Annotated in this window: 24 protein-coding genes and 1 pseudogene; 12 read left to right on the top strand and 13 right to left on the bottom strand. The window is 73.3% G+C overall.

Going from position 1 to position 24019, the window contains the following annotated elements; translation table 11 throughout:
* Positions 1-239 (top strand): SbtR family transcriptional regulator (locus HII36_RS39465; RefSeq protein WP_407940853.1); only part of this gene is annotated, 239 nt, incomplete at its 5' end.
* 131 nt (positions 240-370) lie between these two features.
* Here HII36_RS39465 and chrA read toward each other — a convergent pair.
* From chrA to HII36_RS39435, 6 genes are all read right to left on the bottom strand, one after another.
* Complete coding sequence (gene chrA / locus HII36_RS39460) at positions 371-1729, bottom strand: chromate efflux transporter (RefSeq protein WP_173528444.1); 1359 nt, start codon at positions 1727-1729, stop codon at positions 371-373.
* Complete coding sequence (locus tag HII36_RS39455; protein ID WP_173528443.1) at positions 1726-2265, bottom strand: hypothetical protein; 540 nt, start codon at positions 2263-2265, stop codon at positions 1726-1728. The genes chrA and HII36_RS39455 overlap by 4 nt, the downstream gene beginning before the upstream one ends.
* Positions 2262-2558 carry a hypothetical protein gene (locus HII36_RS39450; protein WP_173528442.1) on the bottom strand — a complete coding sequence of 99 codons (297 nt, stop codon included), beginning with the start codon at positions 2556-2558 and terminating at the stop codon, positions 2262-2264. The genes HII36_RS39455 and HII36_RS39450 overlap by 4 nt, the downstream gene beginning before the upstream one ends.
* Entirely contained in the window at positions 2555-2986 is a 432-nt protein-coding gene (locus tag HII36_RS39445; protein WP_173528441.1) for a chromate resistance protein ChrB domain-containing protein, read from the bottom strand. The genes HII36_RS39450 and HII36_RS39445 overlap by 4 nt, the downstream gene beginning before the upstream one ends.
* Positions 2983-3501 carry a Chromate resistance protein ChrB gene (locus tag HII36_RS39440; RefSeq protein WP_173528440.1) on the bottom strand — a complete coding sequence of 173 codons (519 nt, stop codon included), beginning with the start codon at positions 3499-3501 and terminating at the stop codon, positions 2983-2985. Before HII36_RS39440 ends, HII36_RS39445 begins: the two co-directional genes overlap by 4 nt.
* 223 nt (positions 3502-3724) lie before the next feature.
* Complete coding sequence (locus tag HII36_RS39435) at positions 3725-4216, bottom strand: hypothetical protein (protein ID WP_173528439.1); 492 nt, start codon at positions 4214-4216, stop codon at positions 3725-3727.
* A 207-nt stretch (positions 4217-4423) separates the two neighbouring features.
* Between HII36_RS39435 and HII36_RS39430 the strand changes: the two genes are divergently transcribed.
* On the top strand, positions 4424-4594 hold the full coding sequence (locus HII36_RS39430) for a hypothetical protein (protein WP_173528438.1): 171 nt from the start codon (positions 4424-4426) through the stop codon (positions 4592-4594).
* An 11-nt stretch (positions 4595-4605) separates the two neighbouring features.
* Here HII36_RS39430 and HII36_RS39425 read toward each other — a convergent pair whose 3' ends face one another.
* From HII36_RS39425 to HII36_RS39415, 3 genes are read right to left on the bottom strand one after another with little or no spacing between them, the layout of a single operon-like run.
* Positions 4606-6024, bottom strand: a complete 1419-nt coding sequence (locus HII36_RS39425; protein ID WP_173528447.1) for an RNB domain-containing ribonuclease — start codon at positions 6022-6024, stop codon at positions 4606-4608.
* Positions 6025-6072: 48 nt separating this feature from the next.
* Positions 6073-6969: a 5'-3' exonuclease gene (locus HII36_RS39420; RefSeq protein ID WP_173528446.1), complete on the bottom strand. Its 897-nt coding sequence runs from the start codon at positions 6967-6969 to the stop codon at positions 6073-6075.
* Between the two features lie 5 nt (positions 6970-6974).
* Complete coding sequence (locus tag HII36_RS39415; RefSeq protein ID WP_173528437.1) at positions 6975-8207, bottom strand: PP2C family protein-serine/threonine phosphatase; 1233 nt, start codon at positions 8205-8207, stop codon at positions 6975-6977.
* A 152-nt stretch (positions 8208-8359) separates the two neighbouring features.
* Between HII36_RS39415 and HII36_RS39410 the strand changes: the two genes are divergently transcribed.
* The 5 genes from HII36_RS39410 (at position 8360) to HII36_RS39390 (ending at position 13443) form a co-directional block, all read left to right on the top strand.
* Positions 8360-9454, top strand: coding sequence for a M24 family metallopeptidase (locus HII36_RS39410; RefSeq protein ID WP_217370525.1), 1095 nt, complete (start codon positions 8360-8362; stop codon positions 9452-9454).
* 43 nt (positions 9455-9497) lie between these two features.
* A complete protein-coding gene (locus tag HII36_RS39405) occupies positions 9498-10643 on the top strand; it encodes an acyl-CoA dehydrogenase family protein (protein WP_173528435.1) in 1146 nt (381 codons plus the stop codon).
* Between the two features lie 20 nt (positions 10644-10663).
* Positions 10664-11353, top strand: a complete 690-nt coding sequence (locus tag HII36_RS39400) for a hypothetical protein (RefSeq protein ID WP_173528434.1) — start codon at positions 10664-10666, stop codon at positions 11351-11353.
* Between the two features lie 76 nt (positions 11354-11429).
* Positions 11430-12194, top strand: coding sequence for a protein phosphatase 2C domain-containing protein (locus tag HII36_RS39395; protein WP_328808093.1), 765 nt, complete (start codon positions 11430-11432; stop codon positions 12192-12194).
* A 55-nt stretch (positions 12195-12249) separates the two neighbouring features.
* Entirely contained in the window at positions 12250-13443 is a 1194-nt protein-coding gene (locus tag HII36_RS39390) for a MarP family serine protease (protein WP_173528433.1), read from the top strand.
* A gap of 416 nt (positions 13444-13859) precedes the next feature.
* On the opposite strand, the gene HII36_RS39385 is transcribed toward HII36_RS39390, so the two are convergent.
* The 3 genes from HII36_RS39385 to HII36_RS39375 all read right to left on the bottom strand — a co-directional run bounded on the left by HII36_RS39385 (position 13860) and on the right by HII36_RS39375 (position 16305).
* A complete protein-coding gene (locus tag HII36_RS39385) occupies positions 13860-14309 on the bottom strand; it encodes a hypothetical protein (RefSeq protein ID WP_173528432.1) in 450 nt (149 codons plus the stop codon).
* A gap of 5 nt (positions 14310-14314) precedes the next feature.
* On the bottom strand, positions 14315-14887 hold the full coding sequence (locus HII36_RS39380) for an RNA polymerase sigma factor (protein WP_173528431.1): 573 nt from the start codon (positions 14885-14887) through the stop codon (positions 14315-14317).
* 71 nt (positions 14888-14958) lie between these two features.
* Positions 14959-16305 carry a S8/S53 family peptidase gene (locus tag HII36_RS39375; protein ID WP_173528430.1) on the bottom strand — a complete coding sequence of 449 codons (1347 nt, stop codon included), beginning with the start codon at positions 16303-16305 and terminating at the stop codon, positions 14959-14961.
* A 197-nt stretch (positions 16306-16502) separates the two neighbouring features.
* On the opposite strand from HII36_RS39375, the gene HII36_RS39370 reads away from it, so the two are divergent.
* The 4 genes from HII36_RS39370 (at position 16503) to HII36_RS39355 (ending at position 21589) form a co-directional block, all read left to right on the top strand.
* A complete protein-coding gene (locus tag HII36_RS39370) occupies positions 16503-19238 on the top strand; it encodes a CHAT domain-containing protein (RefSeq protein WP_173528429.1) in 2736 nt (911 codons plus the stop codon).
* 126 nt (positions 19239-19364) lie between these two features.
* Positions 19365-20219, top strand: a complete 855-nt coding sequence (locus HII36_RS39365) for a terpene synthase family protein (RefSeq protein ID WP_173528428.1) — start codon at positions 19365-19367, stop codon at positions 20217-20219.
* A gap of 284 nt (positions 20220-20503) precedes the next feature.
* Positions 20504-21097, top strand: coding sequence for a GTP-binding protein (locus HII36_RS39360; protein WP_173528427.1), 594 nt, complete (start codon positions 20504-20506; stop codon positions 21095-21097).
* 24 nt (positions 21098-21121) lie between these two features.
* A complete protein-coding gene (locus HII36_RS39355; protein WP_173528426.1) occupies positions 21122-21589 on the top strand; it encodes an Lrp/AsnC family transcriptional regulator in 468 nt (155 codons plus the stop codon).
* A 6-nt stretch (positions 21590-21595) separates the two neighbouring features.
* On the opposite strand, the gene HII36_RS39350 is transcribed toward HII36_RS39355, so the two are convergent.
* Entirely contained in the window at positions 21596-23140 is a 1545-nt protein-coding gene (locus HII36_RS39350; protein WP_173528425.1) for an SMI1/KNR4 family protein, read from the bottom strand.
* A gap of 47 nt (positions 23141-23187) precedes the next feature.
* Between HII36_RS39350 and HII36_RS39345 the strand changes: the two are divergent.
* Positions 23188-24019, top strand: a pseudogene (locus HII36_RS39345) (hypothetical protein); the annotation flags it as partial.

Below are 24019 nucleotides of genomic sequence, written 5' to 3'. Positions count from 1 at the left end.
GCCGTGGCCAGGGCGGGGACCGGGGCCGTGATCAGGGCGCGGGGACGGCGGGTGACTTCGCCGAGGCGCTGGGGCGATTACTGGCGCGGGCGCAGCGGGCGGGCGCGGTGCGGCGCGACCTGTCGGCGACCGACGTGCACGACCTGCTGATCGGCTGCCTGACCGCCGAACGCCGGGCCCGGGTGCGCGGCGTGCTGGGCCGGAGCGCGGCGGTCGTGACGGCGGGCCTGCGCCCCTGACACGCGTGGTTCTCCCGCCCGCACGACGGCGGACGACGCCGGGGCGGACGGCGGGACCGGTGTGGCGCTGCTGGCCGCTACCAGAGCAGGAGCGCCTAACCGGGCGGTAACGCCTAACCGGGCAGGAACGCCTACCCGGGCAGGAACGCTGTGCCCACGCCGAGCAGCGCGCAGATACCGAGGATGCGCAGCATCGGCCACTTCAGCACGAACGTCATGACCAGCGCCGCCCCCGTGATGGCCAGGGCGACGGGGTTGAGCGTGCCGGGCTCGGGGACCTGCGCGGTGAACGGCCCCCACGTCCAGGCGAAGGTCCGTCCGAACAGGGTGTGCTCGGCGAAGTAGAGCGCCAGGTTGGCGATGACGCCCACCACGGAGGCGGTGATGCCGGTGAGCGCGGCGCTGATGGCGCCGTTGTGCCGCAGCTTCTCGACGTAGGGGGCACCGAGGAAGATGAACAGGAAGCACGGCACGAACGTCACCCAGGTCGTCAGCAGCGCCCCCAGCAGCGCTCCGGCCCATGGGGTGAGCGCGCCCGGGTCGCGGTAGGCGCCGAGGAACGCGACGAACTGCACCACCATGATCAGCGGCCCGGGCGTCGTCTCGGCCAGCGCCAGGCCGCGGACCATCTCGCCGGGCGTGAGCCAGCCGTAGACCTCCACGGCCCGCTGGGCGACGAAGGCCAGCACGGCGTAGGCGCCGCCGAAGGTGACCAGCGCGGTGCCGGAGAAGAACAGTCCTTGGGTGGTGAACACACTGTCGGTGCCGAGGAAGAGCGCCACCGCGGCGACCGGCACCCACCAGGCGACCAGCCCGATGGCCAGGATCCTGCCCGCCGACCGCAGGCTCGGCTGTGCGTGGTGCAGGGCGTCGTCCGGGATCAGCGGGGCCGGCCCGCCGTCGCCGCCGTGCCCGTCGCCCGGCTTGAAGACGTGCGGGGCCAGCCGGTACGCGAGCCGGCCGGCGAGCGCCGCGGCGGCGACCACGAGCGGGAACGGTACGGCGAACAGCGCGAGCGCGGCGAAGGCGGCCACGGCCAGGGCGACGAAGAACGGGTGGGTGAGCGAGCGCTTGGCGACCCGGATGACGGCCTGGGCCACGATCGCGAGCACGGCCGGGGCGATCCCGGCGAACAGCGCGGTCACCACCGCGGTGTCCTGCCACAGGAGGTAGACGGCCGAGAGGATCAGCAACGCCAGCATGCCGGGCAGCACGAACAGGGTCCCGGCCACCAGCCCGCCGCGGGTGCCGTTCAGCAGCCAGCCGACGTAGATGGCCAGTTGCTGGGCCTCCGGTCCCGGCAGCAGCATGCAGTAGTTGAGCGCGTGGTTGAAACGCCGCTGGCCGATCCAGCGTTTCTCCTCCACCAGGGTGCGCTGCATGACGGCGATCTGCCCGGCCGGGCCGCCGAAGGTCTGCAGCGAGATCAGGAACCAGGCCCGTACGGCTTGGCGGAACGGGATCACATCACGTGTTGCGTCGATCGTCATGACGGCCCCTCTGCGGGCAGGCGGACTGATCGGAAGATCCGCCACAGGGTCAGGTCGTAGGCGGCTTTGGCGGCTCCGGCGATCACGAACGGCAGCGCCAGGCCGAAGGTCAGCAGGAAGCCGGCCGGCGCGGCCCCGGCAGGGCGGGCCCGCGCCGTCAGCAGCGCGATCGCCCCGCCCAGGCCGGACGCGAACGGGACGGCGGCCGGCAGCAGGTTGGCCGGGATGTGCGTGAACACCATCGTGCGCAGCACCCCCAGGGACATGGCGGGCGCCTCGACGCCGGCGGGCAGCCGAAGCGCCGGCACCATGCCGGCCGCGCCCACGACGGTCAGGACGCCGCCGAGCAGCCGCGGGTCCGGCGGCAGCGCGCCGGGCAACGCCCCTGCCGTCCCCGCGACAGCGGCGACCGCGGTGTAGCGGCCGAAACCGCGCACCACCTCGCGACGGGGACGCCCGGTTCCGGCCGGCATGACCTGCTCCAGCGTGGTGAACGGCCCGGACTCCATCACCTCGACCGACAGCGCCCCCGTCATGGCCACCACCGCCGGCAGCCACCCGGACGCCCCGGCCGCGATCGTGATCCCCGAGCAGAGCAGGCCGCGTACAGGGCGGCGTGGCCGCGGCGGCGTCCGGCGCGATCGCCCCAGCGGGCCAGGGCGAGGCTGGAGATCAGCGTGCCGGACAGGCTGGCCGCCGGCGTCGGCCCGACCTCGGCCTGCGTCAGGCCGTCCAGGCGCAGGATCGCGCCGAGCCGCACCGCGGCGATGCCGTACCCGACGCCGCGCAGCGCCTGGGAGGTCAGCAGCAGGCCGGCCGTGCCCGTCACGCCGGTTCCCGGCCCAGCAGCAGGGCCCGCCGGTGGAACTCGTACAGGCCGTCGAAGACCGGGCCGGTGATCTCCAGTACGCGCTCGTCGTCGCAGATCATCGACAGTCCGCGCAGGATCACATCCATCCCCGGCGCCTCGGGGGCGTCGAAGCGCTCGTCGTCGATGTCGGCCTCGTGCACGATCTCGGCCAGCTTCCACAGCACCGGATCGTCGAGTTCGTAGCGGCGCAGGATCGTCTCGAAGCTGCAGTCGCCGCCGTGGTGGGACAATTCGGCGCCGCGCAGGTCGAACGGCGTCGCGTCCGCGGGCACCGCCGCGGGGTCGTCGACGAACACGAACTCCGGCTCGGGATCGAGGTGCCGCCTGATCAGCCAGGCACATGCGGCCCGGTCGATGTGCACGCCGGCGCGCGTGGCCCACCTCATCGCGTGACCTCGCTCGCCCCGGCGCCAGGGCCGGTCCCGGCGTCGGAGCCGGTAGCGGTGTCGGTCAGTGCCCGCACTGCGCGTTGCGCGGCCTCTCGCTCGGCGGGCGGGAAGTAGTCGCGCCGGCCGATCCTGCGCAGCTCGGCCTGCAGTCGCTTCGCAGCCCGGCTGCGCTCGCCCGGGCGCGCCCGGCCCGCCGTCTCGGCCTGCTCGAGCACCGCCCGGTACTCGGCCGCCCGCGCGGTGCGCATCTCGCCGGCGATCGCCTTCTCCTGTACGGCGCTGCCGGCGGCGGCCAGCCACACGGTGGAGCTGCCGCCCATCTCGCCGATCTCCTCGGCGATCCAGTCGATCTGCTCCCGGGTCCTGGCATCGGCGGGCAACGCGACCAGCCCGTCGCCCAGCCGCGCCACCCCGAGCCGGTCCAGCTTGCGCCAGATCGTGATCCGCAGCGTCGACGGCTGACGCGGGACGCGATACGCCAGCAGCACCCATTGCCCGGCCGTGCCCGTCATCGTCCCTCCACCCATGCCCGACGTTCGGTAACCACAGTTACTGTAACCATGGTTGCACACGAACGCACCTGATGTGCGCCCACGACAAAGGGCCCGCCGTGCGGCGGGCCCTTCATCGCGCATGGAGTCAGGCGCAGGTACGATCGGCGGCTTTCACCTGGAAACGGTCACTATTTCATCCCGGGTGAGCAACCGCCTTCGCCCTTCCTGGCCGGAAAGTCGGTCAGCCGCAATGCACATTGTTGAGGAAGGTCTGCTTGCCGGTCGTCACCGCTCCGCGCACGTCGATGCACTGGCCGGGCGCCGAGAGGTACACCGGGCCGGCGTAGTACTCGTATTCGTCGCCGTCCATCCGGAAGTCGCCCCCGTCGGCTCTCGCTATCGAGACGGCCTTCCAGGTCTTCTTTCCGTAGGTGGCGCCGTATCCGTAGGCCAAGGCGCAGTTCTTGCCGTTGCCGGAGTTGTAGTACACCTCCAGCGTGCCCGTACGGGTGCCGGTCGGCGGGATGCGGTAGGCGCCCACGCGGGCGTAGCCGCTGCCGCAGGGTCCGACCGCCTCGGCCGGCGCGGCACCGACCGCCAGCGTGGTGGCGGTGGTCAGGCCGAGCCCGGATACGGCCAGAGTGCCCGCCACCAGCATGGTGACGACGCGCTTGATCGACATGTGTGTCCTTCCTTCGAGGTTCACGCGGATGTCGTTCTGCGCGGTCAGCATCGCGGGTGGCGTATGCAGGGCGGCTGCAGGAAATCTGCGTGCCCCCGGCCGCCGGTGACTCGACTGACCGGCCGGTCAAGGGGTTGTCGTCGCCTGTTCACGTAACGTCACCTTCGCGCCAGTTTCCTCGGTGATCGCACCGGACATCCCCCAGGTAACGACAAACATCACGATCCGGACGCACCTGTCGAACCGGAGGTAACCACCATGTTCGCCCTCATCGCCGCCGTACTGTTCCTGCTCTCCCTCGTCTTCGCCCTGGCCGACCTGGCCGTGGGCGGCGTGCTCACCGTCACCACGCTCGAGATCGCCGGTCTGCTGTGCGTGGCCCTGCACCTGATGGGGCTGGGCGCGGGCTGGAGCGCCTTCAAGAGGTAGGGCCCGCCGGGTCAGCCCAGCGTGAAGCGCACCTCGCGGGTGGCCGGGTCGGCCTGCGCGAGGCGTACGGTGACCTGTTCGCCCAGCGGCAGCTCGCCGTCGCAGCGGGCGATCACGGCCGGGTCGACGAGCTGGACCAGGCCGCGCCGCTCGCCCGCGTCGATCACCACGGCCTCGAACGCCTGCCCGATCCTGTCGCGCAGCAGGAACGCCTCCACCAGGTCCACGCAGGCCCGGTCCACGGCCCCGGAGCGGCGTCCGGCGGCGGTCATGAGGTCGGGCAGCTCGGCCAGGGCCGCCGTGACGTGCTCGGGCACCGGCTCGCCCGCGGCGACCGCCAGGCACACCTCGGTGGCGTAGCGGTCGACCAGGCGCCGCAGCGGCGCGGTGACGTGCGTGTACGGCGCGGCCACCGCGGCGTGGTCGGCCAGGCGCGGCGGCGCCCCGTCGAAGGCCACGTAGCCGGCGCCGCGCAGCAGCACCTTCGACTCGTGCAGGAAGGCCGCCTGCTGCGCCTTCTTCGGGTCGAGGTCGTGCACGACCGCGCCGTAGCTCGCCCCCTCGGGCCAGGGCACGTCGAGCGCCAGCGCGACCCTGCGTACCTTGGCCAGGTCGCCCGGCTGCGGCGGCGGCAGCACGCGCAGGACGCCGAGCTCGGCGTCGAGCATCATCGCGGCCGCGGCCATGCCGGTCAGCAGCGAGATCTGCGCGTTCCACGCCTCCGCGGGCAGCGGCAGGCGGAACTCCAGCTGGTAGCCGCCGTCGGAGAGGACGATCTCCTGGTCGGGCGTGGGCAGGGTGACGCCGCCGCGCTCGCGTTCCAGCGCCAGCCTGAGTCGGCCGATCTCGGCCAGCAGGAGCGGCGTGCCGTCGGCGGTGCCGGTGTCGACGGCGGCCTGCACGTAGGCGTAGTCGAGGCGTTCGCGGCTGCGGACCAGGGCGCGCTGCACGTCGGCGCCGACGGTGCGGCCCTCGGCGTCGAGGTCGATCCGCCACACGGCGGCGGGCCTGGTCAGGCCGGGCAGCAGGCTGGCCGCGCCCTCCGACAGCACCGGCGGGTGCAGCGGCACCTTGCCGGCCGGGAAGTAGATGGTCGCACCGCGCAGGCGGGCCTCGGCGTCGATCGCGCCGCCCGGCACGACGAACGCGCCGACGTCGGCGATGGCGTACCAGACGCGGTAGCCGCCGGGCGTGCGCTCCAGGTGGACGGCCTGGTCGAGGTCCATGGCGCCGGGCGGGTCGATGGTCACGAACGGCAGGTCGGTCAGGTCGGCGCGGCCGGAGGAAGGCGCGGGCGGCGGCGCCGCGGCGGCGGCCTCCGCCTCGGCGAGCACGGCCGCCGGGAAGCCGCCGGGCAGCCGCAGCTCGCGCCTGATCCGCTCGAACCCGTCTTCCAGCCTGGCCGGAGTCCCGTGCGGGATCTGAATCATCGACACGCCCAGCACCCTACAAGCCGCCCGCCGACGGCCGCCGAGCGGTCAGGAGGCGGCCAGGACGTCGAGCAGCCGGTTGAGCGGGCTGTCGAGACCGTACTTGTCGGCCAGCCGCACCAGCGACTCCGGGTCGCGGGGCTTGGCGGGCAGGTTCAGGTCGGCGGCGGGCAGCGGCGCGTCGTGGGCCACCTTGACCACGGCGGGCGCGGCGGCCAGGTAGTCGCGGGCCGCGCTCAGCCGGGTGCGCGCGCCGGCCGGGAACCCCTCGGCGGTGCCGGAGTCGAGCGCGGCCAGCATGGACTCCAGCGTGCCGAAGCGGGTGATGAGCGAGGCCGCGGTCTTCTCGCCGACGCCGGGCACGCCGGGCAGGCCGTCGCTGGGGTCGCCGCGCAGCGTGGCGAAGTCGGCGTAGCCGCGGCCGGGGATGCCGTACTTGGCGCTCACGAACGCCTCGTCCACGATCTGCAGGTTCCTGATGCCGCGCGCGGTGTACAGGACCCGGACCGGGCGTGCGTCGTCGACGAGCTGGAACAGGTCGCGGTCGCCGGTGACGATGTCGACCGCGCCCGGGGCCTGGTGGGTGAGGGTGCCGATGACGTCGTCGGCCTCGTAGCCGGGCGATTCGAGCCTGGCGATGCCGACGGCGTCGAGCACCTGCTCGATGACCGCGATCTGCGGCACCAGCGTGTCGGGCACCTCCTCCTCGTCGCCCTGCGCCACGCGGTGCGCCTTGTAGGTGGGGATCGCCGTCACGCGGAAGGCCGGCCGCCAGTCGGCGTCCATGGTGGCGGCGAGCTGGGCGGGGGAGTGCTGGCGGACCAGCGTGGCGATCATGTCGATGAGGCCGCGTACCGCGTTGACCGGCGACCCGTCGGGGGCGGTGATCGTCTCCGGGATGCCGTAGAAGGCCCGGAAGTACAGGGACGGGGTGTCCAGAAGCATGAGCACTAGCCCAGTATGCCCACCGCCAGCAAACACGCGTCGTCTTCCGGGTTGGGGCCGCCGATGTCGGCCAGCAGACGGTCGAGCCCGGCGTCCAGGTCGTGGCCGCGCAGGTCCCTGGGCAGGTCGCGGGCGGCGGCCAGGGTCAGGTCGAGCCCGACGTCGATGTCGCGGGTGCGCCGCTCGACCAGCCCGTCGGTGAACATCAGCAGCAGGTCGCCGTCGAGCAGCTTGGTGCAGGCCAGCTCGTACGGGCGGCCGTCGGCGGCGCCGAGCAGCACGCCCTTGGGCTTGCGCAGCGGCGTGGCGATGCCCTCGCGCACCAGGATCGGCGCCAGGTTGCCCGCCTGGCTCCAGCTGAACACGCGGGTGGCCGGGTCGAGGTGCCCGATGATCGCGGTGGCCGTGGTGGTGTCCTTGAGCTGGTGCAGGACCAGCTCGTTCAGCCAGCCGAGCAGCCGGTTGGCGGGTTGTCCCGTCATGGTCAGGCCGATGAGCGCGTGCCGCAGTTGCGCCATGTGGGCGATGGCGGGCAGGCCGTGGCCGGAGACGTCGCCGATGGCCAGCAGCACCCGGCCGTCGGGCATGGGTGCGGCCTCGAACCAGTCGCCGCCCAGGTTCGCGGTCTTCTCGGCGGGCACGTAGCGCACCGCGATCCTGGTGTGCGGCAGGTCGAGGCAGCCGACCGGCTCGGGCAGGATGGCCTCGCGCAGCGCCAGCATGACGTGGCGCTCCTCGGCGGCCTGCTCGCGGGCCTCCAGCAGCTGGCGGCGCGACTCCGACATCATGCGCTCGGCGCGGCGGCGTCCGGTGATGTCCTGGATGACGCCGTGCATGCCGACAGGACCGCCGGGGGCCATCAGCGGCTCCAGCACGATCCGCAGGTCGCGCAGCTCGCCCGCGCCGCCGCCGCGCCTGATGCGGAACTCGGCCTGCGCCGGTCCCGGGCGGGGGGCGACGTCCGGGGTGGTGCCCTGCAGGACGTCCCACAGCAGCTCGTCGAGCGCGGCCGCGTCGCACGGCTCGACGTGGTCGCACAGGTCGGGCAGGGAGACCGGGCCGTCGTCGGGGTCGCGGCCGAAGATCACGTACACCTGGTCGGACCAGACGGCCTCGCCGGTGCGCAGGTTCCACTCGGCCCAGCCCATGTTGCCCAGCCGCTGGGCGTGCGCCAGCCGGGCGGCCAGCAGCTCGGTGCCGGCCGGGACCAGCTCGGCCGCGCCTGCGACGTCGACCATACGTCTCACTCTCAACAGGAACAGGACAATTGGTCTCACACTACGTGATAGATATGGAGCGGAGTGTAGCGAGGGCTTGCCGTGTTGTGAGAGTTTTTCGCGGATTTTAGGAGCCGGGTCCGGAGTAGATTGTGCCTGTGACGTCCACAGACTTGTATCCCGTGTCCCGTCTCGCCGCCGTGCAGGAGGCCACCGCCAAAGCCGGCCTTGACGCCCTGTTGCTCACTCCCAGCCCCGATCTGCGCTATGTCAGCGGCTACCAGGCCCTGCCGCTCGAACGGCTGACCTGCCTGGTGGTGCCCGCCTCCGGCGAGTCGTTCATGATGGTGCCCAGGCTCGAACTGCCCGCCGCGCAGGCCTCGCCCGCCGCCAGGCTCGGCCTGGAGTTCGTCGCCTGGGACGAGACGGACGACCCGTACCGGATCGCGGCCAGGCGGCTGGGCAACGTGGCCAAGGTGGGGCTGGCCGACCGGATGTGGGCGATGTCGTCGCTGCGCTTCCGCGAGGTGCTGCCGGGCACCGAGCAGGTGCTGGCCGGCCGGGTGCTGCGCGAGCTGCGCATGCGCAAGTCGCCCGGCGAGGTCGAGGCGCTGCGCGAGGCCGGCCGGGCCATCGACGCGGTGCACCGGCAGGTGCCGGAGTTCCTGCGCGCCGGGCGCACCGAGCGCGAGGTGGGCCGCGACATCGCCGAGGCCATCCTGGCCGCCGGGCACGAGACGGTCGACTTCGTCATCGTCGCCTCCGGGCCCAACGGCGCCAGCCCGCACCACGAGCTGTCCGACCGGGTCATCCAGGCCGGCGAGCCGGTGGTCGTCGACATCGGCGGCCAGCTGCACAACGGCTACTGCTCCGACTCCACCCGCGTCTACTGCGTGGGCGAGCCGCCGGCGGAGTTCGCCGAGTACTACGAGGTGCTGCGGCGCGCCCAGGACGCGGCCTGCGCCGCCGTCCGGCCGGGGGTGTCGTGCGAGTCGATCGACGCCGCCGCCCGCTCGGTCATCGAGGACGCCGGCTACGGCGAGCGCTTCATCCACCGCACCGGCCACGGCATCGGCATCGAGACCCACGAGGAGCCGTACATCGTCGCGGGCAACACCGAGCCGATGGAGCCGGGCTTCGCCTTCTCCGTCGAGCCGGGCATCTACCTGGCCGGCAAGCACGGCGCCAGGATCGAGGACATCCTGGTGTGCACCGAAGACGGCGGGGAACGGTTGAACAACACCACTCGTGAACTGGTGATCGTTTAGGCAGAATGCGGGGCACGTTCACTCTCACAAGGAGTTCAACTCGATGACTGTCGCACGTGCCCTGCCCACCCCCGAGGCGCACGACCTGATCGACCTGACCCGCGAGCTCGTCGCCAAGGAGATCGCGCCGCGCGCCGCGGCCGACGAGGCGTCCGGGCGGTTCCCGCGCGAGGTGTTCGCCACGCTCGGCGCCGCCGGGCTGCTCGGCCTGCCCTACCCCGAGGAGTACGGCGGCGCCGCGCAGCCGCAGGAGGTCTACCTGCAGGTGGTGGAGGAGCTGGCGGCCGGCTGGCTGACCGTCGGCCTGGGCACCTCGGTGCACACGCTGTCGTGCTTCCCGGTGGCCGCCTTCGGCTCCGATCAGCAGCGGGAGGAGCTGCTGCCCGCCATGGTGGGCGGCGGCCTGCTGGGCGCGTACTGCCTGTCCGAGCCCCAGTCCGGCTCCGACGCCGCCGCGCTGACCACCCGCGCCCAGCCCGGCCCCGACGGCTACACCGTCGACGGGGTCAAGGCCTGGATCACCCACGGCGGGGTCGCCGACTTCTACCTGCTCATGGCCCGCACCGGCGCCGCCGGGCCGCGCGGCATCTCCGCCTTCCACGTGCCCGCCGGGCTCGACGGGCTGTCGTTCGGCCCGCCCGAGCACAAGATGGGCATGCGGTCCTCGCCGACCGCCCAGGTGCGTTTCGACGGCGTGCGGCTGCCGTCCGACGCGCTGGTCGGGGCCGACGGCGAGGGCTTCCGCATCGCCATGGCCGCCCTCGACGGCGGCCGGCTCGGCATCGCCGCCTGCGCGGTCGGCGTCGCCCAGGCCGCGCTCGACGCCGCCCTGGCCTACGCGCGCGAACGTCAGCAGTTCGGCACCCGCATCGTCGACTTCCAGGGCATCTCGTTCATGCTGGCCGACATGGCCACCCAGATCGCCGCCGCCCGCGCGCTCTACCTGGAGGCCGCCAGGCTGCGCGACGCCGGCCGCCCGTACGGCACGCAGGCGGCCATGGCCAAGCTGTTCGCCACCGACATGTGCATGAAGGTCACCACCGACGCGGTGCAGGTGCTCGGCGGCTACGGCTACGTCGAGGACTTCCCGGTGGAGCGCTACATGCGCGAGGCCAAGGTGCTGCAGATCGTCGAGGGCACCAACCAGATCCAGCGGCTGGTGATCGGCCGGGCCCTGGCCAAGGGCTGAGCGGCGGGGGAGTGGGCGGCGTGGGGCTGCGGCTGGTGCCGATGATCGAACGCTGGGACCTGACGGGCTTCCAGGCCTGGCCGGTGACGGCGGAGACCGGGTGGGGCTGGGCGCCGCTGTCGGGCGTGCTCGGCTTCGCCGAGGTCGGCACCGTGATGGCGGTGCTCGCCAGGGCCGACGCGGAACCCGGCGCCGACTCCGAGGGCGCGCCCGAGTGCGACGCGTTGTCCCCGGCCGAGGCCGACGCCGCCACCCTCGTCCGCCGCCTGCTCGCCCAGGAGGACCTGATCGCCACGGGCGGGCTCGAACTGCGCGACCAGGCCGCGCGGGTGAGCATCTCGCCGGGCTGCTGCAGCGGGCTGGAGGAGTGGCGCTCCTGGGAGAGCCTCTTCGCCGGTGAGACCCCCTGGTTCGGCCACGACCCGTCCCCGTGGGCCGAGTTCGACGGGGAGCGGCTGCGGGTGTGGCAGGACGGCGGGCTCGGCGAGACGCGGTGGGGGCGCTGCGTGGAGGTGCCCGTCCAGGCCCTGGCCGGGCTGCTGCGGGCCGCTCAGGACGATCTGCGGGCGTTCCTCGGGCTGGTGGGGGAGTGGGGCGAGGTGGTCGTGCCGGGGCTGGCGGCCAGGCTGGTCGGCAGGCTCGACGCCGCGTTCGACATCACCGGCCCGCTCGACGTCCCGGAACCCGGCGGCGAACGGTCACGGTCGTGACACGCGTAGTGCGGCCCCTCGTGACGCCTGCAGTGACGCCCGCCAGGAGGCCCGTCGTGAGGCCGGTGCGGCGGACGTGCTGAAGGTCTCCTACGCCAGCCTGGCCGGGTCCGCGCGGCCCAACGAGGACCTGGTCGTCGCCGGTCCCACCTGGGCGGCCGTGCTCGACGGCGCCACCGCGGCGGCCGGCGTCGACAGCGGGTGCGCGCACGACGTGCCGTGGCTGGTGTCGCGGCTGGCCGCAGGTCTCGCCCAGGCCCTGCTCGCCGACCCCGGCCTGCCGCTGGCCGGGGCGCTGGAACACGCCATACGCACCGCGATGACGGCCCACGGCGGCGGCTGCGACCTGGGCAACCCCGACTCGCCCTCGTCCACGGCGGCGATCGTCCGGTGGGCGGGGGATCGGGTGGAGTACCTGGTGCTCGGCGACTCGCCGGTCGTGCTGCGGCACCGCGACGGCCGGGTCACCGTCGCCGGCGACGACCGGCTCGACCGGTTGCCCGGCGGCCGGCCGTACAGCCTCGACCTGGTACGGCGCTCGCGCAACACGGCCGGCGGGTTCTGGGTGGCGAGCACCGCGCCCGGCGCCGCGCACGAGGCGGTGACCGGCAGCGTCGAGGCGGCCGGGCTGGCCGGGGCCGGGCTGTTCACCGACGGGGTGGGCCGGCTGGTCGACTGGTACGGCTGGACCTGGGAGTCGGTCGCCGGGACGGTGGCCGCGCAGGGCCCGGAGTCGGCCATCAGGGCCGTGCGGGCCGCTGAACGGGCGCACGGCCCCGTGACGGGCAAACCGCACGACGACGCCACCGCCGTCTGGGCGACCCTCTCAGAAGGCCCCTGACGCCCCGGAGAGCGGATCGGCGCGGGTTGTGGCCGGTGTGGGTACGGTTGGGCGGGTGCGCGGTGATCTCTTAGACCTCATCCTGCTCTGTCTCGTGATCGCGTTCGCCGTCTCGGGTTACCGGCAGGGGTTCATCGTCGGCGCCCTGAGCTTCGTCGGCTTCGTCGGCGGCTGCGTGCTCGGCGTCGCCATCGCGCCGCCCGTCGCCGCGGCGCTCGCCGGCGGCGACGCCGCGCAGGCGCTGCTCGCCCTGGTCATCGTCTTCATCACGGCGGTGGCCGGGCAGTTCGCCGCCTCCACGCTGGGCGCGGTGTTCCGCAGCCACCTGGTCAGGCAGGAGCACGCCCGGCTGATCGACGCCGCCGGCGGCACGCTGGCCGGCGGGTTGTCCGTGCTCGTGGTCGCCTGGCTGGTCGGCAGCCTGCTGATCTCCAGCTCCTTCACCACCATCGTCGACCAGATCCGCGGCTCCCTGCTGCTCGGCGCCATGGACGACCTCATGCCGGGCACCGCGCGCGCCTGGCAGCAGCCGTTCAAGCAGTTCATCGACAGGTCCGAGTTCCCGCCCGTGCTGGACGCCATCGGCGGCACCCCCGAGATCGACGTGCCCGAGCCCGACCCGGGCGTGCTGCGCAGCGTCGGGCTCAAGGCCGCCAGGCGCGGCGTCGTCCAGGTGCAGGGCACGGCCACAAGCTGCGGCAAACGCATCGAGGGCACCGGCTTCGTGTTCGCCGCCGACCGCGTCATGACCAACGCGCACGTCGTCGCGGGCGTCGACCAGGACCTGCGGATCATCGACGCGGCCGGCCGCGCCAGGCCGGCCACCGTCGTGCGCTACAACCCCGCGCGCGACATCGCCGTGCTGCACATCCCCGGACTGGGCCTGCCCGTGCTCACCTTCGACGGCACCGCGCGCAAGGGGGACGAGGCCGTCGTCGCCGGATACCCGAAGGGCGGCGGTTTCACCATGGGCGCGGCCCGGGTCGTCGCCAGGAAGGAGATCTCCAGCCCGGACATCTACCGCAGGGGCCAGGTCACGCGCGAGGCGTACCTGGTGCGCGGCAGCGTGCGCCAGGGCAACTCGGGCGGCCCGCTGCTGACCGCCGCCGGCCAGGTGTACGGCGTCGTCTTCGCCGCCGTCGTCGGCCAGAAGGACACCGGGTACGTGCTCACCGCCGCCGAGGTCGAACCCGACGCCACCAAGGGCGCGAACGCCACCAGGCAGGTCAGCACCCAGGGATGCGACTGATCCGCCCGCCCGGCCCATAACCGGGATGTATCAAATCCGCCGGCCGATGCTCTGGGAGGCGAGGGCGTTCGACAGCCGGCGGACATGCGGGGGCGGTCCGCCGGCGAGCAGCTCTCGCCGGCGAGTGAGGCGGCCGGGCCGCGGGGACGGCGCGCCGCCGGGACGAGCCGCGCGCGACCGTGCAGGAACACGTCCTGATCGGGGGCGACGTGATCCGCACGGCCGGGCTCGTCACGGCGCGCGACGCCGCCCGCAGTAAGCCGCCCGCAGCAGGCCGGTCGCAGTGGCCGCCCGCAGTGGCCGCCCGCAGTGGCCGCCGAGTGGCCGGTCGCCGGACATGCGACGCGCCGGCGCTGGGATGGGCACCCCGCGCCGGCGCGTTTCGCTCGCGAGCCCTCGGCGGACCCGGGTTCGGGTCAGATGCGGATCCAGCAGGTGACCACCGGGTCGCCCTGCGCCGGGCTCACCCGCAGGCGCAGCGGCCCCGGCTGGAGCGCGTCGGCGGTGAAGCGGCCCAGCGCGTCGGAACGCAACCGGGTCTCGTCGTCGCGCCGCTGCACCCCGATCTCGGCCGGTCCGCCCGACGTGCGCCCGACCAGCCGCGCCCCGGACACCTCCAGCTCCAGCACCAGATCCCTGGAGGTGAACGTGAGCAGCCGCGGCCCGCCGCCCCTGACCCGGGTGGCCGACACCACGTCCCACGAGTCGAACGTCAGCTCGGCCAGCTCCGCGTCCAGCGTCCGCAGCGCGTACGCCCGCATCGCGTCCTCGAGCAGCTCCGCGGGCACGGGGTCGAGCCGGTTCGCGATCTCCCGCAGCTCCTCCTCCCAGGCGAAGCCCTCGTCTTCGAAACCGTACTCGTCCATCGTCGTCACCCCGAGATGCCACGCTTGGCGAGCAGGTCGCCGAGCCGCCTGAGGCATCTGCCCCGATTGGGACCGATGCTGCCGACCGCGATGTCCAGCCCCGCCGCGATCTCCTGGTAGCTGGGCCGCGGCGAGGCGATGAGGACGCGTAACAGCTGCCTGCAACGATCCGGCAGCTCCTCGAACGCCGCCCACACCACCTGGGCGCGTTCCGCCCGTTCGTTCGCCTCCTCCGCCTCCAGCAGCAACGCCTCGGGCGAGCGCTCGTCCACGCGAAGCCCGAGCAGGTCCACGTCGCTGACCGGCGTGGCCCTGCCGCTGGTGCGGATGACCCGCAGCGCCTCGTGCTTGGCCGTGCTGGCCAGCCAGGCGCCGACGCGCTGCGGATCTCTGATGCTGGTGAGGTTCTCGGCGAAGCGGAACCATGTCGTCTGGCAGACGTCCTGGGCGTCGGCGCTGTTCACCAGGTACGCCCGTGCCACCGACCACACCAGTCCGCTGAATCGCTGGTAGAGCTCTTTCCACGCCCCGGCGTCCCCACCGGCGGCGGCTTCCACGAGCGCTCCGGTGTCGTCCACGACGGTCCTTCCCTCGGCTGCGGGAAGTTCATGATATTTCGTGAAGCGCTCGAGAACAGCCGGGCGTGAGCTCATCGCAGAAAACCGCTCAGATCCGGAACGGCCAGCCGGCCGCGCACGAGCTGCCCGGCCGCCTCGCGCGAAGGCAGCTTGGCCTGCGACATCCTGGCCGCCACCAGCCCGGAGATGATCGGCGCCGCGAACGAGGTGCCGCTCCACGCGGCCAGGCCGGTGAACTCGGCCTTGTCGCCGTCGCGCAGCGGCGCCACGCAGGTGCAGCCGGGGTACAGGGTTGTGGCGGAGTAGCGGCACGTGGTGCGGTGCGGGTAGCCGTACTGGTAGGAGCCGGAGGTGAACGCGTTGACCAGACGTTCGCCCGGAGCGTACACGCGCACCCAGTCGCCGTGGTTGCTGAAGCAGGCCCGGCCCTGGCCGTCCTCGCGCAGCGCGCCCACCGAGACCACCACGTCGTCATTGGCGTTGACCGGCTCACCGGCGTAGGCGGCCGGCCAGAACCTGGTCGTCTCGCCGTCGTTGCCGGCCGCCGCGATCAGCACGGTCTCGGGGTGCTCGGACAGCTCCCGCATGAAGTCGGCCAGGCCGAGCAGCACGGTCTCGTCCAGCGTCCTGGTGCCGGCCGACAGGGAGATGATGTCCGGCCAGCCGTGCTCGTCCAGCACCCGCAGCAGCGTCAGGCCCAGCTCGTCCTCGGCGGCCGCGCCGCCGTAGGGGAAGGCGTTGTAGACGCGGACGTCGGTGGCGGGCGCGATGCAGCGGATCACGCCGGCGATGAACGTGCCGTGCCCCACGTACGGCTTGATGAAGCCCATCGCGTCGAGCTCGTCGCCGGGCGAGGTGACGTCGCCGGTGACCGGCGGCACGTGCGGGATGCCGGAGCTCTCCGCCAGCCACTGGTGGTCGAGGTAGTCGTGCACCAGGCCGGTGTCGAGCACGGCCACCCGGACGCCCTCGCCCCTGTCACGGGCCGAGATCGGCGGGTTGAGTGGCCCGGAGCTGGGCACCGGCTCGTCTCCCGGGCAGAGGTTGACCCCGGCGACGGTGACGAAGTGCACCAGCGAGGCGTGGATGCCCTCGCGTTCGAGCAGGCCCACCATCTGGTAGATGTTCCTGTCGCCGATGGAGAGCCTGCGGCAGGAGACGCGCTCCAGGTTGCCCTCGTCCGGCCAGGTCACCTCCACCGCGCCCCGGCCGGGCTGGATGCGTTCGACGGCTTCGGCGGTGCGCTCGACGTCCTCCTTGCGCACGATGATGTGGCGGTCGAGGCAGGCGAACTGCGGCTTGGGGTTGCCGGGGCCGGGACCGGCGCCGTAGGGCCCGGCCACGGCCCTGGCGCCGTTGGGCAGGGCGTCGTTGAGTATGTCGAGCTGTTCCCAGAAGCGTGGGTCTGGTGTGGTCATCGCGTCTCCTTGAGCGTGAAGGCCTCGGCCTCGCGGCGTGGGAGGAACTCAGCTTGGTGTGTCATCGCCTCTTAGAGCAGCCCCCCACGGCGCTGATACAGCCTGACGGCAATTCGTGTGCCGTGTGGGGGGAAACGGGCGCAGACTGGCGGCAAACCGCGTGGACTCGCGGTGAATCGCGCCACTACGATCGACATGTGTCCGGGGAAGATCCGCACGACCTCCTGGCCATGGTGTTCGCGCGTCCCCGTGAAGCGCTGACCGCGGCCAGATCGATGCTGGCCGACGGGCGCGGGCCGTACGAATCGTCCATCGCCAGGCAGGCGATCGGCATCCTGCACAGGGAGTTCGGCGATCTCGACGCGGCCATCGGCGAGCTGCGCCAGGCCGTCACGCTGGCCCGCCGCGCGGGTTCGGCCGACCGCGAGTCCGACGTCCTGGCCACGCTGGGCATCGCGCTGCTCCAGCACGGCAGGACCAGGTCGGGCCTGACCGCGCTCGACGCCGCTGCGGAACGCTCCGACGGCACCACGCAGGCGCGGGTGCTGTTCCGCCGGGCCGGCGCGCGCTGGATTCTCGGCCGGCACGACGACGCGCTCGACGACCTGCGGCGCGCCGTGCCCGCCCTGCTGGCCGCGCGCGACACGGTCTGGGCCGCCCGCGCGCTGACGCTGCGCGGCAACGTGCACCTCGCGCTCGGCTCGGTCGAGCCCGCCGACGCCGACTTCAGCACCGCGCAGCGCATGTTCGCCACCACCAACCAGGAGCACGACTCGATACTCGCGGTGCAGAACCGGGGCGTCGTCGCCTTCCGCGCCGGTGACCTGCCGGCCGCGCTCGACCTGCTCGACGAGGCGGAACGGGGCTTCAACGGGCTGGGCACGCCGATGTTCGACCTGGTCGCAGACCGGTGCCAGGTGCTGCTGGCCGCCGGGCTGGCCCGCGACGCGCTGGAGCAGGCCGACGGCGGTCTCGGGCTGCTGGCCCGGCTGCGCGGGCAGGCGACCAGGCGGGCCGAGCTGCTGCTCATCGCCGCCAGGGCCGCCCTGCAGGCCGCCGACCCGGCCACCGCGCGGGCGCGCGCGGCCGAGGCACGCAAGCTGTTCGCCGAGCAGCGGCGCGACTGGTGGGCCGAGCACGCCAGGCTGATCCTGCTGCAGGCCGAGTACGCGGCGCTCACGTCCGCCCCGGCCGACTCCTTCCCCTCCGCTGCGGCCCTCGCCCTGGCCGTGAACGGCAACGGGTTCGCGGGCCACGGCTCGGCGAACGGGAACGGCTCCGCGGGCAACGGAACCCGTAACGGGTCGCGCAACGGGCTGCCCGGGCGGCTGCTGGGTGAGGCGCGCAGGCTGGCCGACCGGCTGGCCGAGCTGGGCTCGCCTGAGGTGTGGCAGGCGCACCTGCTGGCCGGGCGCATCGCACTCGACCTGGGCAGGCACGCCGAGGCCGACCGCCACCTGGCCAGCGCGGGCAAGGGCAGGCACCGGGGCACGGCCACCTCGCGGGCCGGCGGCTGGCTGGCCGAGGCGCTGCGCGCGCAGGCGGCCGGGCAGCCGCACCGGCTGCTGCACGCCTGCAGGTCCGGGCTGGCGGTCATCGAGGAGTACCGGCTCACGTTCGGCTCGTCCGAGCTGCACGCGCTGGCCACCGCAGAGGGCGCCGAGCTGGCCTCGCTGGCCCAGCGCCACCTGCTGAACACCGGGCGCACCCGCAGGCTGCTGGCCTGGACCGAGCGGTGGCGGGCCACCGCGCTGGCGGTGCCCGCGGTGCGTCCGCCCGACGACCACGAGCTGCTCGCCCAGCTCGCCTCCCTGCGCCAGCTCGACCACCTGCTCAGCGAGGCCCGCTCCAGCGGGGCGGCCTCGGCCGCCACCATGGAGCGCGACAGGAGCCGGCTGGAATCCCAGGTGCGGGCGAAGACGCTGCGCATGCGCGGCAGCCACGACCGGGCCGAGCCCGGCCACGACGGACGGCAGATCCTCGCCGCGCTCGGCGACGGCAGGCTCGCCGAGATGGTGGTCATCGACGGCATCCTGCACGTGCTGCTGTGCGGCGGCGGGCGCGTGCGCAGGCACCGCGTGGGCCCGGTGGCCGAGGCGGTGGCCGAGGTGGAGTTCGCCAGGTCCAGGCTGCGCCGCCTGGCTTACGAGCGGCACCCCGACCAGGGTGAGCTGCACGCGCTCGGGGTCAGGCTGGAGGCGGCCGTGCTCGGCCCGGTGGCGGCGCGGCTCGGCGACGGGCCGATCGTCGTGGTGCCGCCCAGCATCCTGCACCCCACCCCGTGGGGGCTGCTGCCGTCGCTGCGCCGCAAGCCCTTCACCGTCGCGCCCTCGGCCAGCGCGTGGCTGCGCGCCAGATCCGCGCCCCGGCCCGACCAGCCGGGCCGGAACGGCGCCGGGGGGCCGGCCGACGGCCGGATCGTGCTGGTCAGAGGGCCCGGCGTGGTCAACGCCGACGGCGAGGTCCGGGCCATCGCCGAACTGTACGGCGGGGCCACGGTGCTGGCCGACGGCGCGGCCACCGCGCCGGCCGTCCTGACCGCGCTCGACGGCTGCCTGCTGGCCCACCTGGCCGCGCACGGCACCTTCCGGGCCGACAGCCCGCTGTTCTCCTCACTCCACCTGGACGACGGCCCGCTCACCGGCTACGACCTGGAACGCCTGCACCGCGCCCCGTACCGGCTGGTGTTGTCGAGCTGCGACTCCGGGCAGATGGCCGCGGTCGGCGCGGACGAACTGCTCGGCCTGGCCACCGCCCTGCTCAGGCTGGGTACGGCGGGCATCGTGGCCAGCGTGGTCCCGGTCAACGACGAGACGGCCGTCCCGGTGATGGTCGGCCTGCACGACGGCCTGCGCCGCGGATTGACGCTGGCCGAGGCGTTGAGCCAGGCCAGGGGCGACGACGTGTCGTTCATAGCCATCGGAGCGGGCTGATCGGCCACGCTGCTGATACCTTGATCGGAAGATCGCGATCATGGGACAATTCACCACCAGAGGCATATATCCGGGTGGTTGGGGGGTCGTCGCCCATGATCCGTGTGCCGATAGAGCGGCCCTAGGATGCCGGACGGCGAGCTGGACGAGGCGTTCGAGCTCGGCAGGACCTGCGCGATCGCCGCGGAGTGCGGCCGTGACCTGCGCCGGTGCGCGCAGATGTACGGTGGGCTGTTTCCGCGCGCGGCGTTCGGCACCGAGCTCTACCAGACGCTGACCCTGAACGCCGCCTTCAGCGCCCCCTGGGCCTCGGCCGACCGGCTGAAGGTCTTCACCAGGACCTCGTTGTGGGTGCTGGCCGTCGACTGGCTGATCGACCACGCGGCCACCACCCGCGAGCAGGTGACCAGGCTGACCCGCGAGTGCCTGGCCGTCGCCGACGGCGCGGTGCCGCGCGCGGCCGCCACCCGGTTCCTCGCCGACCTGCGTGACGAACTGGCCACCGTCAAGGACTTCGACGACCTGCGCTGGCTCTGGCGCGACCAGCTCGCCAGGATGCTGGCCGGCATGGCCAGGGCCTGGGTGTGGCGTGACACCGGCGCCGCTCCCACGCTGGCCCGCTATCTGGACAACGCCGACAGCCGCGGCTCGTCCTTCGTGGACCTGTCGCACTGGATCTACAGCGGGGACGTCTGGGCCAGGGGGCATCTGGAGGAGCTGCGCGCGGTCAGCAGGCACGTGCAGCGCTACCTGCACCTGCTCGGGGACGTGGCCTCGTACCGCAGGGACATGAGCTGGGGCGATCTGAACGTGCTGGCCCTGGACGTCAGCCGGGCCGAGGTGGCCGGCGCGATGGCCGAGCTGACCCGCGAAGCCGACGCGCTGATCGAGCCGTTGCGCGAACGCAGCCCGCGCACGTCCTCCTACCTGCGGCGACAGATCGGTTTCAGCTCGGGGTTCCACGGTATTTCGGTCGGCTAGCAAAGTGGCCGACTGTGGACAACCGCCCTATGACAGCCGTCTTTACCCCTATCTTGTGCATGAAGCGAATACCGGTGATTGGGACGGCAAACCGTGACAATTTGTTTCTTGTAAATGTCTGCGGCTTGAGTGGAAAATGTGGCATTGCTAGGGTGACTCGACACCGAGCCAGCGGTCCGGCACTTTTCTCTGCGTCTTGACAAGTGTCACTGACCGCGGCGCCAGCGGGGCACCGGCCCGCAGGCATGGCACGAGCCCCGGGGAGAGGTAACAGGCGGTGCTGAATGGTATTCGGTCGTGTTGACCGGTGGCGGCTGCCGACCGCGATCAAGATCTTGGTCGCGGGAGGGTTCGGCGCGGGCAAGACCACCCTCGTCGGAGCCGTCTCCGAGACCCGTCCGCTGCACACGGAAGAGGCGCTGACCCAGGTCGGCGCGCACATCGACGACCTGTCCGGCGTCGAGGCCAAGCTCACCACCACCGTGGCCATGGACTTCGGGCGCATCACCATCCGCGACGACTACATGCTGTACCTGTTCGGCACCCCCGGCCAGGAACGGTTCTGGTTCGTCTGGGACGAGCTGGCCATGGGCGCGCTCGGCGCCGTCGTGCTGGCCGACACCCGCAAGCTGGCCGACTGCTTCCCCGCGGTCGACTACTTCGAAAAGCGCGGCCAGCCGTTCGTGGTGGCGCTCAACTGCTTCGACGGCACCCGCCCGTTCACCGTCGGCGAGGTGCGCCAGGCCATCGGCCTGGAACCGGATGTGCCTATCGTCCGCTGCGACGCCCGCAAGCGCGACTCGGGCCGGGAAGTGCTCATCACGCTCGTCGAACACGCGATGCGCAGGGGAGCCGAACCGGTCGGGACCATGTCGTGACCATGACCGGCTACCTTTGATGTGATGGAGGAGATCGATCGCCGCATCGTCGCGCTGCTCGCGCACGACGGCCGGATGAGCTTCACCGACCTGGCCAGGGAGACCGGGCTGTCGGTGTCGGCCGTGCACCAGCGCGTCCGCAGGCTGGAGAAGCGCGGCGTGGTGCGCGGCTACGCCGCGATCGTCGACCACGACGCCATCGGGCTGCCGCTGACCGCCTTCGTGTCGATCAAACCGATCGACCCGGCCGCGCCCGACGACGCACCCGAGCGGCTGGCCCACCTGTCGGCCATCGAGGCCTGCCACAGCGTGGCCGGCGACGAGAGCTACATACTCAAGGTGCGCGTCGCCTCGCCGGTGGCGCTGGAAGACCTGCTGCAGCAGATCCGCGCCTCGGCCAACGTCTCCACCCGCACCACCGTGGTGCTGAGCACGCCGTACGAGCACCGCGCCCCCGACGTGTCGAGCGACTCCGCCGCGCAGGACGACTGACCGGGTTCAGCGGACCGGCTTCCACTCCACCCGGCCGCCGGAGACCGTGCGCCGCCAGCCGTCGATCGGCTCGCCGGTCTCCAGCGCCCGGGCGGTGGCCTGGAGCAGGGCCAGATACGACGGCCAGTCGCCGCGGCGCAGCCCCTCCTCGTGGAAGAACTCACCGACCGCACCGGTCGCGCTGTCGGCGAACAGGTTGTCGCCCATGCCGTTCTCCGCGAACGGGATGAGGTGGCCGTCCCACCAGGAGCCCGTGTAGGGCTCGGTGTCCAGCACGATCTCGCAGAGCAGCTTCCATTCGTTCAGGACGCCCTTGACCGGCGTGAGCGAGTAGAACGGGCTGAGATCGACCGAGCCGCCGTCGTGGCGCAGCAGCGAGGCCCGCAGGTCGTCGGGGAAGCGCAGGCCCATCGCCGCCTCGGCCCTGGCGATCTCCGCCGGGCGGGCGGGCCGGCCCAGCCCCCGGTGGTCGGCGGGGGCCTTCCTGGCCAGCCAGCGTTCGATGCGCCGCCACGCCGCGTCGACCCGTGCGGCCACGGCCGGGCTCGGCCGGCGGACCACCGGCCTGGCCTTGTCCGGCTTGCAGCCGGTGGCGCGTACCTCGGCCTCGGTGGGGACGTACGGGGTGGGCGTGGGCTCCGGCGTCGGGCTGGGCCGCGGCCCGCCCGCGCAGTTCGCCGTCGGCGCCGGGGCGGGCTCCCCGGCCCAGCGCAGCTCGCAGCCGGACGTCACCACCGGATACCACTCGCGCAGCGCCCGCCCCGACCCCAGCGCGGCGGCCACCGCCTCCAGCAGATCCAGGTAGGACGGCCAGCTCATCGGGCCGTCGTAGCGCAGGCGCTCGGCGTTGCCCTTCTCGCCGACGCGGCCCGTGCGCGGGTCGATGAACAGCTCCTCGCCCCGGCCAGAGGACGAGAACGGCAGCAGGCTGCCGTGCCAGGTGCCGTCGTCGGGGTCGGCGTCCTCGGCCGATCCGGCCATGACCAGGTCCCTGCAGTTGTACTCGCGCAGGCTCCAATAACTCGACATGCCGGCCAGGCCGAGGCCCTTGGGCAGCTGGAAGCCGCTGCCGAGGTTGCCGTCGGCGCCGTTGTGCCGCAGCAGCGACGCGTACAGCGCGTCGGGGAAGGTGGTCTCCATGTTCCGCTCCGACCTGGCGACGTCCTCGGCGCTCGCGGGGTGCGCGAGCGCGCGCAGCGTCGCCGAGGCGTGCGCGGCCAGCCAGCGCTCGATCGTGTCCCAGGCCGCGTTCACCCGCGCGGTGACGGCCGGGTCGATCGCGCGCGGCGCGACCGTCGGCTCGTCCGACGGATAGGGGATGTCCGGCTCGGGCTCCTCCTCCGGCGCCATCGGGCAGCCCGCCGCCCGAGCCTGCTCGGGGGTGAGCCACCCGGCCTTCAGCTCGGCCTCGAACTCGGGGTCGCCGCAGTCGATCTCGTAGCCCACCATGCCGCAGGCCACCATGCGTACGGGTTCGATCGCGCCGCCGGCCGCGCAGGCCGCGACGACGACGAGCGCGAGCCCCGCGCGTAACGCCCGAGAGATGACCACGCGCGAGACCCTACCGGGCCCGCCCGACAGTCCAGGGTTCTTACGAAGTGCGGACATCGGCCCCGGCGCGGGCCGGACGGGCGGGCCGCGGTGTCAGGCTGACCGGCGTGGCCCGCCGCACGCTGCTCACCGCAGCCCTCGTCGCCGCCCTGGCGGCCGTCCTGGGTGTGATCTTCCTGTCCGGCCGTCCCTCGCTGGGCTGGTACGGGGCGGCGTGGGCGCTGTTCGCGGCGGCCCTGTGGGCGCTGCGCGGCGTACCGGAGCGGTGGGCGCGGCCGCTCGTCCTGGCCGGCGGTGCGGCGGCGATCGCCACCGGCCTGCTCGGCCCGCCCGGCACCAGCACCGACTTCTACCGCTACGTCTGGGACGGGCGGGTGCAGGCCGCCGGGCTGTCGCCCTACGACCGTCCGCCCGCCGATCCCGCGCTCGCGCCGCTGCGCGACCCGTGGCTGTTCCCGACCTCGTGCCCGGACGGCCGGTTCTACCCGCTGCCCGGCGGCGGGTGCACGCGCATCAACCGGCCGACCGTGCACACGATCTATCCGCCGCTGGCCGAGGCGTACTTCCTGCTGGTGGCACGGGTGTCGCCGGACGGGTCGCGGCACCGGCCGCTGCAGACGGCGGGTGCGCTGCTGGCCGCGGCGACGTCCCTGGTGCTGCTGCTGCGGCGGGGGCCGGGTCGGGCGGCGTGCTGGGCGTGGTGCCCGGCGGTGCCCATGGAGGCGGTCAACAACGCGCACGTGGACATGCTCGCGGTGGCCGCCGTGGCCCTGGCCTTCGCGGCCCGCATCCGCCACCGGGGACTCCAGGAGACCGCCCAGGAAACGCTCAGACCGCCTGTGGAGCCTGCGACGCCGGGCGGGGTGCCCGGGGGTGCGA

Source organism: Nonomuraea antri (assembly GCF_013283785.1).
GTDB classification, from domain to species: Bacteria; Actinomycetota; Actinomycetes; order Streptosporangiales; family Streptosporangiaceae; genus Nonomuraea; species Nonomuraea antri.
The sequence above is the reverse complement of the archived record's forward strand: the minus strand, read 5'-3'. Positions and strand labels throughout refer to the sequence as shown.

Excerpts from the sequence above, each read along its gene's own strand:
- chrA (WP_173528444.1), bottom strand. The coding sequence starts at position 1,729 with ATGACGATCGACGCAACACGTGATGTGATCCCGTTCCGCCAAGCCGTA.
- HII36_RS39455 (WP_173528443.1), bottom strand. The coding sequence starts at position 2,265 with ATGACGGGGGCGCTGTCGGTCGAGGTGATGGAGTCCGGGCCGTTCACC.
- HII36_RS39445 (WP_173528441.1), bottom strand. The coding sequence starts at position 2,986 with ATGAGGTGGGCCACGCGCGCCGGCGTGCACATCGACCGGGCCGCATGT.
- HII36_RS39440 (WP_173528440.1), bottom strand. The coding sequence starts at position 3,501 with ATGACGGGCACGGCCGGGCAATGGGTGCTGCTGGCGTATCGCGTCCCG.
- HII36_RS39435 (WP_173528439.1), bottom strand. The coding sequence starts at position 4,216 with ATGCTGACCGCGCAGAACGACATCCGCGTGAACCTCGAAGGAAGGACA.
- HII36_RS39430 (WP_173528438.1), top strand. The coding sequence starts at position 4,424 with ATGTTCGCCCTCATCGCCGCCGTACTGTTCCTGCTCTCCCTCGTCTTC.
- HII36_RS39425 (WP_173528447.1), bottom strand. The coding sequence starts at position 6,024 with ATGATTCAGATCCCGCACGGGACTCCGGCCAGGCTGGAAGACGGGTTC.
- HII36_RS39420 (WP_173528446.1), bottom strand. The coding sequence starts at position 6,969 with ATGCTTCTGGACACCCCGTCCCTGTACTTCCGGGCCTTCTACGGCATC.
- HII36_RS39415 (WP_173528437.1), bottom strand. The coding sequence starts at position 8,207 with ATGGTCGACGTCGCAGGCGCGGCCGAGCTGGTCCCGGCCGGCACCGAG.
- HII36_RS39405 (WP_173528435.1), top strand. The coding sequence starts at position 9,498 with ATGACTGTCGCACGTGCCCTGCCCACCCCCGAGGCGCACGACCTGATC.
- HII36_RS39385 (WP_173528432.1), bottom strand. The coding sequence starts at position 14,309 with ATGGACGAGTACGGTTTCGAAGACGAGGGCTTCGCCTGGGAGGAGGAG.
- HII36_RS39375 (WP_173528430.1), bottom strand. The coding sequence starts at position 16,305 with ATGACCACACCAGACCCACGCTTCTGGGAACAGCTCGACATACTCAAC.
- HII36_RS39365 (WP_173528428.1), top strand. The coding sequence starts at position 19,365 with ATGCCGGACGGCGAGCTGGACGAGGCGTTCGAGCTCGGCAGGACCTGC.
- HII36_RS39360 (WP_173528427.1), top strand. The coding sequence starts at position 20,504 with ATGGTATTCGGTCGTGTTGACCGGTGGCGGCTGCCGACCGCGATCAAG.
- HII36_RS39355 (WP_173528426.1), top strand. The coding sequence starts at position 21,122 with ATGGAGGAGATCGATCGCCGCATCGTCGCGCTGCTCGCGCACGACGGC.